Origin of the sequence: Pseudomonas sp. PDM10 (assembly GCF_014852295.1) — a bacterium.
In the GTDB taxonomy this organism is placed as follows: Bacteria; Pseudomonadota; Gammaproteobacteria; order Pseudomonadales; family Pseudomonadaceae; genus Aquipseudomonas.
On record NZ_JACVBJ010000002.1, the window covers coordinates 613,116 to 626,959 of the forward strand.

9 protein-coding genes are annotated in these 13,844 nt (G+C 60.2%); all 9 read left to right on the forward strand.

The features are described 5' to 3' along the window. Nucleotides 1-69: 69 nt before the first annotated feature. The 9 genes from IB252_RS09350 to IB252_RS09390 all read left to right on the forward strand — a co-directional run bounded on the left by IB252_RS09350 (nt 70) and on the right by IB252_RS09390 (nt 13,833). A complete protein-coding gene (locus tag IB252_RS09350; protein WP_192408291.1) occupies nt 70-1,374 on the forward strand; it encodes an MFS transporter in 1,305 nt (434 codons plus the stop codon). Beyond that, complete coding sequence (locus IB252_RS09355) at nt 1,352-2,749, forward strand: NarK family nitrate/nitrite MFS transporter (RefSeq protein ID WP_192408292.1); 1,398 nt, start codon at nt 1,352-1,354, stop codon at nt 2,747-2,749. Before IB252_RS09350 ends, IB252_RS09355 begins: the two co-directional genes overlap by 23 nt. A gap of 69 nt (nt 2,750-2,818) precedes the next feature. Further along, nucleotides 2,819-6,592: a nitrate reductase subunit alpha gene (locus IB252_RS09360; RefSeq protein WP_192408293.1), complete on the forward strand. Its 3,774-nt coding sequence runs from the start codon at nt 2,819-2,821 to the stop codon at nt 6,590-6,592. Between the two features lies 1 nt (nt 6,593). Continuing rightward, on the forward strand, nt 6,594-8,132 hold the full coding sequence (gene narH, locus IB252_RS09365) for a nitrate reductase subunit beta (RefSeq protein WP_033059086.1): 1,539 nt from the start codon (nt 6,594-6,596) through the stop codon (nt 8,130-8,132). A 2-nt stretch (nt 8,133-8,134) separates the two neighbouring features. Continuing rightward, complete coding sequence (gene narJ, locus IB252_RS09370) at nt 8,135-8,890, forward strand: nitrate reductase molybdenum cofactor assembly chaperone (RefSeq protein WP_123366639.1); 756 nt, start codon at nt 8,135-8,137, stop codon at nt 8,888-8,890. Continuing rightward, nucleotides 8,883-9,563, forward strand: a complete 681-nt coding sequence (gene narI / locus IB252_RS09375; protein WP_192408294.1) for a respiratory nitrate reductase subunit gamma — start codon at nt 8,883-8,885, stop codon at nt 9,561-9,563. Before narJ ends, narI begins: the two co-directional genes overlap by 8 nt. A 10-nt stretch (nt 9,564-9,573) precedes the next feature. Continuing rightward, nucleotides 9,574-10,533, forward strand: a complete 960-nt coding sequence (locus tag IB252_RS09380) for a peptidylprolyl isomerase (RefSeq protein WP_192408295.1) — start codon at nt 9,574-9,576, stop codon at nt 10,531-10,533. Nucleotides 10,534-10,558: 25 nt separating this feature from the next. Beyond that, nucleotides 10,559-11,551: a GTP 3',8-cyclase MoaA gene (gene moaA / locus IB252_RS09385; protein WP_192408296.1), complete on the forward strand. Its 993-nt coding sequence runs from the start codon at nt 10,559-10,561 to the stop codon at nt 11,549-11,551. A 266-nt stretch (nt 11,552-11,817) separates the two neighbouring features. Beyond that, the gene (locus IB252_RS09390) at nt 11,818-13,833 is read left to right on the forward strand and encodes a ribonucleoside triphosphate reductase (RefSeq protein WP_192408297.1); all 2,016 of its coding nucleotides are present in this window, start codon (nt 11,818-11,820) and stop codon (nt 13,831-13,833) included. Nucleotides 13,834-13,844: the final 11 nt, after the last annotated feature.

The window sequence follows — 13,844 nt, forward strand, 5'->3', positions numbered from 1 at the left end:
CATGGATCAAGTTTTTGCGGGGTTGGCCTCTCTAGTCTGCCGCCATGGCTAACTGACTGGAGAGCATTTGTGAACCAACCCCGTGTACGACAAGGCCTGGTGCTGGGCATGAGCACATTGGCCTTCACTGTCTGTTTCATGGTCTGGATGATGTTTGCCGTGCTCGGGGTGCCGATCAAGGACCTTCTCCAGCTCAACGAAACCCAGTTCGGCCTGCTGGCCGCGACCCCGGTCCTGACCGGTTCGCTGGTGCGGTTGCCGCTGGGCCTGCTGACCGACCGCTTTGGCGGGCGCAGCGTGTTCTTCCTGTTGATGCTGGCCTGCGTGACGCCGCTGTACCTGATCAGTCACGCCACCGCCTACTGGCAGTTCCTGGTGCTGGGCTTGTTCGTCGGCCTGGCCGGCGGCTCGTTCTCGGTCGGGATTGCCTACGTCGCCAAATGGTTCGACAAAGAGAATCAGGGCTTTGCGATGGGCATCTTCGGCGCCGGTAACGCCGGGGCCGCGGTCACCAAGTTTCTCGCCCCGGCACTGATCGCTGCCGGCAGCTGGCAGCTGGTGCCGAAAGTCTTCAGCGCGATCCTCTTTATTACGGCGCTGTTGTTCTGGTTCCTCAGCGCTGAAAACAAGGACCACCGCAGTGCCACCGGCGCCACCTTGCGTGAGCAATTGAGCTCGCTGAAAGACCCGGCGGTGTGGCGCTACTGCCAGTACTACTCGATCGTCTTCGGTGGCTACGTCGCCCTGGCCCTGTGGATGACCAAGTACTACGTGCAGGAATACGGTTTCAGCCTGCAAAGCGCGGCGTTGCTGGCGGCCTGTTTTTCCCTGCCCGGTGGCGTGCTGCGTGCGGTCGGCGGCTGGATGTCGGATCGCTGGGGTGCGCAAAGCGTGACCTGGTGGGTGTTGTGGGTCAGCTGGATCTGCCTGTTCCTGCTTTCGTATCCCCAGACTCAACTGCAAGTGCAAACGATCGACGGCCCGGTGGATTTCCACATCGGCCTCAACCCCGCGTTGTTCACCGTGCTGCTGTTCGTCATGGGCATCGCCTTCGCGTTCGGCAAGGCCTCGGTTTTCAAATACATCGCCAACGACTACCCGAAAAACATGGGCGCAGTGTCCGGCATCGTCGGCCTCGCCGGTGGCTTGGGCGGTTTCGTGTTGCCGATCCTGTTCGGCGCACTGGTGGACCTCACCGGCGTGCGCTCTTCCTGCTTCATGTTGATGTACGGCGTGGTCTGGGTCTCCCTCACCTGGATGTACTTCAGCGAAATACGCAAAAGCCCGGTGCTGGGTAAAGCGCCGCGGCTGACCCCGTCCCCGATTTCCAGCATTGCCCTAGGAGAAGAACATGTCCGTTCTGCAAAAGCCTGACAAAGGCCCGGTCATTCATGACTGGCGCCCCGAGGACCCCGCATTCTGGGGAAGTAGCGGCAAACAGACCGCCACGCGCAACTTGTGGATTTCCATTCCTGCGCTGCTGCTGGCCTTTGCGGTGTGGATGGTCTGGAGCACGGTGATCGTGCGTTTGAACGCCATCGGCTTCACCTTCACCACCGACCAGTTGTTCTGGCTGGCGGCGTTGCCGGGCCTGTCCGGGGCGACCTTGCGCGTCTTCTATTCCTTTATGGTGCCGATCTTTGGTGGCCGTCGCTGGACGGCCCTGAGCACCGCATCGCTGTTGTTGCCCTCGATCTGGATGGGCTTCGCCGTGCAGGACCCTAGCACCTCCTACAGCGTGTTCGTGTTGATTGCCTTGCTCTGCGGTTTCGGTGGCGGCAACTTCGCCTCGAGCATGTCCAACATCAGCTTCTTCTACCCCAAGTCGCAGCAGGGCACGGCCCTTGGCCTCAACGCCGGGCTGGGTAACCTGGGCGTCTCGGTGATGCAGTTCTGTGTGCCGCTGGTGATTACCTTCGGTGTGTTCGGCTTCATGGGCGGCTCGCCGCAAGCACTGCCGGACGGCGGTCAATTGTGGTTGCAGAACGCCGGCTTCATCTGGGTGCCGTTTATTGTCCTGGTGACGGTGCTGGCCTGGTTCGGCATGAATGACCTGTCCAGTGCCCGCGCTTCTTTCAGCGAGCAGGCCGTCATCTTCAAGCGCAAACACAACTGGCTGATGTGCTGGTTGTACCTGGCGACTTTCGGTTCGTTCATCGGTTTCTCCGCCGCGTTTCCGCTGCTGATCAAAACCTCGTTCCCGGATGTCATCGCCTTGAAATTCGCCTTCCTCGGCCCGTTGGTGGGTGCGCTGGTGCGTCCATTGGGCGGCTGGCTGGCGGACAAGCTCGGCGGCGCGAAAGTGACCTTGTGGAACTTCGTGCTGATGATCGTGATGGTCTTCGCCGTGATGCACTTCCTGCCGCAGAACGGTACCGGCGGCAACTTCTACGGCTTCCTCGGCATGTTCATGCTGCTGTTCATTACCACTGGCATCGGCAACGGCTCCACCTTCCGCATGATCCCGGTGATCTTCCGCACCCAGCACGAAAAAGCTTCCGCCGGAAAACCACCCGCCGTGCGTGAACAAGCGCTGAAAAATGCCGGCAAAGAGTCAGCCGCCGTCCTGGGCTTCAGTTCGGCCATGGGCGCCTTCGGTGCGTTCTTCATTCCCAAATCCTTCGGCTCTTCGATGGCCCTGACCGGCGGCCCGGAGATGGCCTTCTACATGTTCGTCGTCTTTTACCTGAGCTGCATCGTGGTGACCTGGTGGTGGTACGCGCGCAAAGGCGCCGCGACACCCTGCTGAGACGACCCGAATCCAACCATTGCGTGGGCGGGGCACAGACTCCGCGACAAAGCCTGAGAGGACTACACCGTGAGTCATTTACTGGATCAATTGCGGTTTTTCAACCGTAAGCAAAACGAGTTTTCCGACGGTCATGGAGAGACCCGCAAAGAGTCTCGCGACTGGGAGAACGTCTACCGTTCGCGCTGGCAGTACGACAAGATCGTGCGCTCCACCCACGGGGTGAACTGCACCGGTTCCTGCTCGTGGAAGATCTACGTCAAGAACGGCCTGATCACCTGGGAAACCCAGCAGACCGACTACCCGCGTACCCGTAACGATCTGCCGAACCATGAGCCCCGTGGCTGTCCGCGTGGTGCCAGTTACAGCTGGTACATCTACAGCGCCAACCGGCTCAAGTACCCGAAAATCCGCAAGCCGTTGCTCAAGCTCTGGCGCGATGCGCGGCAAACCATGGCGCCGGTGGAAGCCTGGGCCAGCATCGTCGAGGACAAGGTCAAGGCCGACTCCTATAAAAGCAAGCGCGGCATGGGTGGCTTCATTCGCTCAAACTGGGAAGAAGTCAACGAGATCATAGCCGCGGCCAACGTCTATACGATCAAGCAATACGGCCCTGACCGAATCGTCGGCTTCTCGCCGATCCCGGCCATGTCGATGGTCAGCTACGCCGCAGGTTCGCGTTACCTGTCGCTGATTGGCGGCGCCTGCCTGAGTTTCTATGACTGGTACTGCGACCTGCCACCGGCCTCGCCGATGGTCTGGGGCGAGCAGACCGATGTGCCGGAATCGGCCGACTGGTACAACTCCAACTACATCATTGCCTGGGGCTCCAACGTTCCGCAGACCCGTACCCCGGACGCGCACTTCTTTACCGAAGTCCGTTACAAGGGCACCAAGACGGTCGCGATCACCCCGGATTACTCGGAAGTCGCCAAGCTCACTGACCTGTGGCTGAACCCTAAACAAGGCACCGATGCGGCGCTGGCCCAGGCGTTCAACCATGTGATCTTCAAAGAGTTCCACCTGGACAAACCGAGCGCCTATTTCACCGACTACGCCAAGCGCTTCACCGATTTGCCGGTGCTGGTGCTGCTCAAGCAAATGGCCGACAAGGCTCCGGGCGCCGGTTACCAGCCGGACCGCTTCCTGCGCGCCAGTGACCTGACCGACAACCTCGGCCAGGAAAACAACCCGGAATGGAAAACCATCGCGCTGGATGTCAGCGGCGAACTGGTGTCCCCTCAGGGTTCCATTGGTTATCGCTGGGGCGAGAAGGGCAAGTGGAACATCCTGCCTCGTGAAGGCGGCGAAGGCCGTGAGATCGATCTGAAGCTGAGCCTGATCGGCGATGACGTCGCCGAAGTGGCCTTCCCGTATTTTGCCGGCGAGTCCCACGAGCACTTCCAGCACGTGGCCGGCGATGCCGTGCAATACCGCCGCGTGCCGGTGCACAACGTGGTGCTGGCAGACGGCAGCGTGGCCAAAGTCGCCACCGTGTTCGACCTGTCGGCCGCCAACCTGGCGATCGATCGCGGCCTCGGTGGCGAAAACGTGGCCAAGGATTACGACGACGCCTCGGTGCCTGGCACCCCGGCATGGCAAGAGCAGATCACCGGCGTCAGCCGTGAGAAAGCCATCCAGATTGCCCGTGAGTTCGCCGACAACGCCGACAAGACCAAGGGTCGCTCGATGATCATCGTCGGCGCGGCGATGAACCACTGGTACCACATGGACATGAACTACCGCGGGCTGATCAACATGCTCATGCTTTGCGGGTGTGTCGGTCAGACCGGTGGCGGTTGGGCGCACTATGTCGGTCAGGAAAAACTCCGTCCGCAGTGCGGCTGGCTGCCCCTGGCATTCGGCTTGGACTGGAACCGTCCGCCTCGCCAAATGAACGGCACCAGCTTCTTCTACGCCCACAGTTCGCAGTGGCGCCACGAGAAGATGAGCATGCACGACGTGCTCTCGCCGCTGGCTGATAAATCACAATTCCCCGAGCATGCCCTGGACTACAACATCCGCGCCGAACGCGCCGGCTGGTTGCCCAGCGCACCGCAACTCAACACTAACCCTTTGCACATTTGCCGCGACGCCGCTGCTGCGGGCATGGACCCGAAAGACTACGTGGTCAAGTCGTTGCAGGACGGTTCGCTGCGTTTCTCCTGCGAACAGCCGGACAGCCCGGTCAACTTCCCGCGCAACATGTTCATCTGGCGTTCCAACCTGCTGGGCTCCTCGGGCAAGGGCCACGAGTACATGCTCAAGTACCTGCTCGGCACCAAAAACGGTGTGATGAACGAAGACATCGGCCAGGTCGGCGATTGCAAACCCGAAGAAGCCGAATGGGTGGACGAGGGCGCCATCGGCAAGCTCGATCTGGTCACCACCCTGGACTTCCGCATGTCTTCGACCTGCGTCTATTCCGACATCGTGTTGCCGACCGCAACCTGGTACGAAAAAGACGACATGAACACCTCGGACATGCACCCGTTCATTCACCCGTTGTCGGCCGCCATCGACCCGGCGTGGGAATCGCGTTCCGACTGGGAAATCTACAAAGGCATCGCCAAGGCTTTTTCCAGCATGTCCGAAGGGCACCTGGGCGTTGAGAAGGACCTGGTGACCATCCCGTTGATGCACGACAGCGTCGGCGAACTGGCCCAACCGTTTGGCGGCACCGACTGGAAAAGCGCTGGTGTGGCACCGGAACCGGGCAAGAACGCGCCGAACCTGCACGTGGTGGAGCGTGACTACCCGAACATCTACAAGCAGTTCTCGTCCCTGGGGCCATTGCTGGAGAAAAACGGCAACGGCGGCAAAGGCATCAACTGGAACACCGAAGACGAAGTGAAATTCCTCGGTGAACTCAATCACAAAGAAGGCGATGCCGGTATCAGCCAGGGTCGGCCGAAAATCGACACGGCCATCGACGCCGCTGAAGTGATTCTGTCCCTGGCACCGGAAACCAACGGCCAGGTCGCCGTCAAGGCCTGGGCCGCGCTGTCGGAATTCACCGGCATCGACCACAGCCACCTGGCGCTGTCCAAGGCCCACGAGGCCATCCGTTTCCGCGACATTCAGGCACAGCCGCGCAAGATCATTTCCAGCCCGACCTGGTCGGGGCTAGAAGACGATCACGTCAGCTACAACGCCGGCTACACCAACGTTCACGAAGGCATCCCATGGCGCACCATCACCGGTCGCCAGCAGTTCTACCAGGATCACCCGTGGATGCAGGCGTTCGGCGAGCAACTGATGAGTTATCGGCCGCCGGTCAACACCCGCACCATCGAAGGGGTGAAAGGCAAGCGCAGTAACGGCCACAAGGAAATCGTCCTGAACTGGATCACCCCGCACCAGAAGTGGGGCATCCACAGCACCTACAGCGACAACCTGCTGATGCTCACCCTCAGCCGCGGCGGGCCGATTGTCTGGCTCTCGGAGAACGACGCGAAAAGCGCCGGCATCGAGGACAACGACTGGATCGAGTGCTTCAACGTCAACGGTGCGCTGACCGCCCGTGCGGTGGTCAGCCAACGGGTCAAGGACGGCATGGTGATGATGTATCACGCACAGGAACGGATCGTGAACGTGCCCGGTTCGGAAACCACCAAGACCCGTGGCGGCCATCACAACTCGGTCACCCGGGTGGTGCTCAAGCCGACCCACATGATCGGCGGCTATGCCCAGCAAGCCTACGGTTTCAACTATTACGGCACGGTCGGTTGCAACCGCGACGAATTCGTCGTGGTGCGCAAAATGTCCAAAGTCGACTGGCTCGATGGTTCAAGTGGCGATGACCTGCCACGTCCGCTGCCGACCGATATTGAGGAGAACTGAGATGAAGATTCGCTCACAAATCGGCATGGTTCTGAACCTGGACAAATGCATCGGTTGCCACACCTGCTCGATCACCTGCAAAAACGTCTGGACCAGCCGCGAAGGCATGGAATACGCCTGGTTCAACAACGTCGAATCGAAACCCGGGATCGGCTACCCGAAAGAATGGGAAAACCAGGATAAGTGGAAGGGCGGCTGGATCCGCAACGCCAACGGCACGATCAACCCGCGCATCGGCGGTAAATTCCGCGTGTTGGCGAACATTTTCGCCAACCCGGACCTGCCGAGTCTCGACGACTACTACGAACCGTTCGACTTCGATTATCAGCACCTGCACACCGCGCCGCTGGGCGAGCATCAGCCCACCGCGCGCCCGCGTTCGCTGATTTCCGGCAAACGCATGGAAAAAATCGAGTGGGGCCCGAACTGGGAAGAGATCCTCGGCACCGAATTCGCCAAGCGTCGCAAGGACAAGAACTTCGACAAGATTCAGGCGGACATTTACGGCGAGTACGAAAACACCTTCATGATGTATTTGCCGCGCCTGTGCGAGCACTGCCTCAACCCGACGTGCGCAGCGGCTTGCCCGAGCGGGGCGATCTACAAGCGTGAAGAAGACGGCATCGTCCTGATCGACCAGGAGAAATGCCGTGGCTGGCGGATGTGCATCAGCGGCTGCCCGTACAAGAAGATCTATTTCAACTGGAAGAGCGGCAAGTCCGAGAAATGCATCTTCTGCTACCCGCGTATCGAAGCCGGGATGCCGACCGTTTGCGCGGAAACCTGCGTTGGGCGCATCCGTTACCTCGGCGTGCTGCTGTATGACGCCGACCGCATCAGCGAAGTGGCGAGCACCGCCAATGAGCAGGACCTGTACGAGAAACAACTGGAGATCTTCCTCGATCCGAATGACCCGGCGGTGATCCGTCAGGCCCTGGCCGATGGCGTACCGCAGTCGGTGATCGATTCGGCCCAACGTTCGCCGGTCTACAAAATGGCCGTGGACTGGAAACTCGCGCTGCCACTGCACCCGGAATACCGCACTTTGCCAATGGTTTGGTACGTACCGCCGCTGTCGCCGATCCAGAACGCTGCCACTGCCGGCACCGTCGGCATGAACGGGGTGATCCCGGACGTCGACAGCCTGCGTATTCCACTGAAGTACCTGGCCAACCTGCTGACGGCGGGCGATGAAAAACCGGTCAAACGTGCGCTTAAACGCTTGCTGGCGATGCGCGCCTACAAACGTTCCGAGCAAGTCGACGGGGTTCAGGACCTGCAAGTACTCAAGGATGTTGGCTTGAGCGTGGCCCAGGTCGAGGAGATGTATCGCTACCTGGCGATCGCCAACTATGAAGACCGCTTTGTGGTACCGAGCGCGCACCGTGAAGACGCCATGAGCGATGCCTTCGCCGAACGCTCCGGTTGCGGCTTCAGTTTCGGCAGCGGCTGCAGCGGCAGTTCCGACACCAACATGTTTGGTGCGAAGAAAGCCAACCGCCGCGACATCCTGAAAACCGTCCAGTTGTGGGAGGAATGAGCATGCAAATTCTCAAAGTGATTTCGCTGCTGCTCGATTACCCGACCGAGACACTGATTGGCGGTCGCGACGAACTGGAGCAAGCGATCATCCAGTCACGGGAAATCAGCCCTAAACAGCGTGGTGCGTTGTTCGAATTGCTTGAGCTGATCTGCGCCAATGACTTGATGGACGGGCAGGAGCACTACGGTGCGCTGTTCGGTCGGGGGCGTTCGTTGTCGCTGCTGTTGTTCGAGCACGTGCACGGTGAATCCCGCGACCGTGGCCAGGCCATGGTCGACATGATGGCGCAATACGAAGAAGCCGGTTTTGCCATCGGCGTCAAAGAGCTGCCCGACTACATCCCGCTGTACCTGGAGTTCCTCTCCACCCGCGAAGACATCGAGGCCCGCGAGGGCCTGGCGGATGTTTCGCACTTGCTGGCCTTGCTCGCGGCACGTCTGGAAGAGCGCGAAAGCGCCTATGCCAGCTGCTTCCGGGCGCTGCTGCAAATTGCCGGGGCCGAGCCGCATCAGGCGGTCGCCGACCTGCGGGCGCAGGTCGCGGCGGAACCGCGCGACGACTCCCTCGAAGCCCTCGACAAGATCTGGGAAGAGGAGGCCGTGGACTTCCTCCAGGCCGAACAGCAGGACCGTTGCAGTTCACTGCCTAGCGCACCGGGCAAGGCCCGTGAGGAAAGCGCAGTGCCATTGCACTGGGTGGATTTTCAGCATGAAGGGCTGGCCGCCGTGCCAGCCAAGGAGGTAGGCAATGTCTAAATGGAACCTGTTGTTGTTCGGGGTCTATCCCTATGTCGCCCTGGCGATTTGCCTGATTGGCAGCTGGGCGCGCTTCGATCTGTCGCAGTACACCTGGAAGGCGGGCTCCAGCCAGATGCTCAATCAGCGCGGCATGCGCGTGGCGAGCAACTTCTTCCACATTGGCGTGCTGTTCGTACTGGCCGGACACTTTGTCGGCCTGCTGACCCCAGCGTCGGTTTATCACCATGTGATCAGCACTGAGAACAAGCAGTTGTTGGCAATGGTTTCCGGTGGGCTCTTCGGTCTGCTGTGCCTAATCGGCCTGCTGATGCTGGTTAACCGCCGGCTCAGCGATCCTCGGGTCCGTGCCACTTCCAGTCCTTCGGACATCCTGGTGCTGCTGGTGCTGCTGGCGCAATTGCTGCTCGGTCTGCTGACCATCGTCGCGTCCACCAGCCACATGGACGGCTCGGTGATGGTGATGCTCGCCGATTGGGCGCAGAACACCGTGCTGTTGCGTCCGGTGGAAGCAGCGGCGGCCATCGCGCCGGTCGGGTTGATCTACAAATTGCACGTGTTTCTCGGCTTGACCCTGTTTGTGCTGTTCCCCTTCACCCGTCTCGTACACATGATCAGCGCACCGATCTGGTACTTGGGGCGTCGTTATCAAATCGTTCGTCAGAAGTACTGAGGAGACAATCATGTCAGGTGGATGTGGATGTGGTGGCGGTAACGGGGGCAGCGGTGGCTGCGGTTCTTCAAAAAAAGCCGAGGTCGTTCTGGACATCGCGCCGGTCGCACAGGCGCAGTTTGAAGCGCTGCCGGTTGAGCCTGCGGGGGCCGATGACGCCCCGGCGCAGTTGATCGCCAGCAGTGAACAGGAGTGGCCGATCATTAGCGTCAACGAGGTGTCGATCACCCCGGAAGCGATGGCCCAGGAGCTGCAATATCACCCGGCCGAAAGCCGCGAGGAGGCGGTCTTCCTGGCCGCCCGCGCGCTGGTGATCCGCGAGTTGTTGCAGCAGCGCATCACCGAACTCGGGGTGTCGCTGAAGATCGGCGCCGGTGAGAACGAAGAAGAAGCGGCCACGCGTTTGTTGCTCGAACGTGAGGTGAAAGTGCCGCAGTGCGACGAGGAATCGAGCCTGCGTTACTACGAAAACAATCGCGGGCGCTTCCACAGCGCGCCGTTGCTGGCAGTGCGGCACATCCTGCTCGAATGTGCACCGGACGATGTCGAGGCCCGGGAGCTGGCGCAGGGGCAGGCCGAAGTCCTGTTGCAGCAACTGGATGAATTCCCCGGCAGTTTCGCCGAGCTGGCGGTGAAATATTCGGCCTGCCCATCGAAAGCTCAGGGTGGTTCTTTGGGACAGATCAGCAAGGGCCAGACCGTGCCCGAGCTGGAGCGTCAGCTGTTCACCCTGGCACCAGGCCTGGCCAGCAAACCGCTGGAAAGTCGCTACGGCTGGCATGTGATCAGTGTCGATCAGCGAATCGAAGGCATGCCGTTGCCCTATGAAGTGGTGTCCACGGCAATCCGCACGCAACTGCAGCAAGGCGTGTGGCAGAAAGCCCTGGTGCAATACCTGCAAACCCTGATCGGTGCAGCCGATATTCGTGGCATCCACTTGCAGGGCGCCGACTCACCGCTGGTGCAGTGAGCCTCGAGGCAAACCGGGAGAAGTAATGAACGCTGTGATGCAGGATGGTTTTGGGCGGCAGATCGATTATCTGCGGATGTCGGTGACGGACCGCTGTGATTTTCGCTGTGTGTATTGCATGGCGAAAAACATGACGTTCCTGCCGCGTCAGCAGGTACTCACGCTGGAGGAATTGCAGCGCTTGGCGACGCTGTTCGTCGGCCTGGGGGTACGCAAAATCCGGTTGACCGGTGGCGAGCCGCTGATCCGTCCTGGCATTGTCGGACTGTGCCGCAACATCGCCGCGTTGCCCGGCTTGCGTGAGCTGGTGATGACCAGCAACGGCTCGCAACTGGGCCGTCTGGCCCGGCCGTTGGTCGACGCCGGGGTCAAGCGGATGAACATCAGCCTCGATAGCCTGGACGGGCAGAAGTTTCGGGCGATCACCCGCATCGGCGATCTCGACCAGGTGCTCAACGGCATCGAAGCGGCGCGGGACGCAGGGTTTGAGCGGATCAAGCTCAACTGCGTGGTGATGAAGGGGCGCAACTTCGATGAAGTCCCGGCGTTGGTGCAGTACGCGATTGATCAGCGCATCGATATCAGCTTCATCGAAGAAATGCCCTTGGGCGACGTCGGTCGTTCCCGGGGCGAATCGTTCTGTTCCAGCGACGAAGTGCGCACCCTGATCGCCAGCCAGCATCGCTTGCTCGACAGCACCGAAAACAGCGGCGGACCGGCGCGCTATGTGCGTCTGGAACGCCATCCCGGGACGCGCATCGGTTTCATTTCGCCCAATAGCCATAACTTTTGTGGCAGCTGTAATCGGGTGCGGATGACCGTGGAAGGGAAGCTGTTGCTGTGTCTGGGGCAGGACGATGCGCTGGATTTAAGAGGATTGCTGCGGCGTTATCCGCTGGATGACCAACCGGTGATCAACGCGGTGCAGAAGGCCTTGCGCGGCAAGCCACTGCGCCATGATTTCAGTCCAGACGGGGAGGTACAGATTGTGCGGTTTATGAACATGAGTGGTGGTTGAACTGATCTTTAAAACACAGCAAATCCAATGTGGGAGCGAGTCTGCTCGCGATAGCGGTCTATCAGGCAACAATGATGTCGACTGACACTCCGCTATCGCGAGCAGGCTCGCTCCCACACTAGATTTTCCTTTGCCGTCTTCGGGCGGTTTTTTTTGCCGGCAAATCTTGATATCGATCAATTGCAGATCAGCACTTTGTCCGTAGCCTTCACTGCATGTTGTGGTTTTAAGCTTATTCAAGTCTATATGTAGTGTCTGGAGGCCAAATGCAGAGCACGCTGATCGCAGTAGGATGTAACCGCTTGCACAAACGCGATGGCAGTCAGGTCGCCTTCGATGCCGACAAGATCCGTCAGGCATTGATCGCCGCCGGCAAGGCGACGGGGGAGTACGGCGAGGTTGAGGTTGAAGGCTTGCTCAACGCGGTATTGGCCAGGCTCGAAGGATTGCCAAGGCTGCATGTCGAGCAAATCCAGGACCGTGTTGAGCGGGTGTTGATGGACGCCGGTTTTTTCCTCGCCATGCGCGCCTACATCGTCTACCGCGAACAGCACGGGCGCTTGCGCCGCGACCGCCGAACCATGGTCGAAGTGGCGACATCAATGAACGAATACCTGGACCGTGAAGACTGGCGGGTCCAGGCCAACGCCAATCAGGGTTATTCCCTGGGCGGCCTGGTGTTGAACGTGTCGGGCAAAGTCACCGCCAATTACTGGCTGGACGAGGTGTACAGCGAGGCCATCGGCCAGGCTCACCGCGAGGCGGATTTGCATGTACATGACCTCGACATGCTCGCCGGTTACTGCGCGGGCTGGTCCCTGCGCACCCTGTTGCACGAAGGGCTCAACGGAGTGCCGGGGCGTGTCGAAGCCGGTCCGCCGAAGCACTTGAGCAGTGCCCTGGGGCAGATGGTGAATTTCCTCGGCACCCTGCAAAACGAATGGGCCGGTGCCCAGGCGTTCAGCTCGTTCGACACCTACCTGGCGCCCTATGTGCGCAAGGATCAGCTGAGTTTTCAGGAGGTGCGCCAGGCGATCCAGGAATTCATCTACAACCTCAACGTCCCCTCGCGCTGGGGCACCCAGACGCCGTTCACCAACCTGACCTTCGATTGGGTGTGCCCGCAGGATTTGCGTGAGCAGATACCCGTCATCGGCGGTGAGGAAATGCCGTTTGCCTATGGCGACCTGCAAGTCGAAATGGAGCTGCTCAATCGCGCATACATCGAGGTGATGCAGGCCGGCGATGCGAAAGGGCGGGTGTTCACCTTTCCGATCCCGACCTACAACATCACCCACGATTTTCCGTGGGACAGTGAAAACGCCGACCGCCTGTTCGAGATGACTGCGCGTTACGGCCTGCCGTATTTCCAGAACTTCCTCAATTCGGACCTGCAACCCAATCAGGTGCGCTCGATGTGCTGCCGTTTGCAGCTGGATGTCCGCGAGTTGCTCAAACGTGGCGGTGGCTTGTTCGGCTCGGCGGAACAGACCGGATCGCTCGGCGTCGTCACCATCAACTGCGCGCGGCTGGGCTATGTGTTCAAGGGTAATACCAGCGGTTTGTTGCAGCGCCTGGACACGCTGATGGAACTGGCGATGGAAAGCCTGGAGGTCAAGCGCAAGGTGATTCAGCATCATATGGATGCCGGTTTGTACCCGTACACCAAGCGCTACCTCGGAACCCTGCGTAACCATTTCTCGACCATCGGCCTCAACGGCATGCATGAAATGCTGCGCAATTTCACCGGTGACGAGGAGGGTATGCACACCGAGCATGGCCGGCAGTTTGCCCTGAAGATGCTTGATCATGTGCGTGCCACGTTGCTGCGATTTCAGGAAGAAACCGGCCACATGTACAACCTGGAAGCGACGCCCGCCGAGGGCACGACCTACCGCTTCGCCAAGGAAGATCTCAAGCGCTATCCCGACATCCTCCAGGCTGGCAGCGCGCAAGCGCCGTATTACACCAACTCTTCGCAACTGCCCGTGGGCTACACCGAAGACCCCTTCGAGGCCCTGGAACTTCAAGACGAGCTGCAATGCAAATACACCGGCGGCACGGTCTTGCACCTGTACATGGCCGAGCGGATTTCCTCGACCGAGGCCTGCAAGCAACTGGTGCGCAAAGCCCTTGGCCGCTTCCGCCTGCCATACCTGACCGTGACCCCGACGTTCTCCATCTGCCCGGTGCACGGCTATCTGGATGGCGAGCATGAGTTCTGCCCCAAGTGCGACGAGGTCCTGCTGCTGCAAGAGCAGAAGCTCGGCACCGTTCATTGATTTCGATCCAC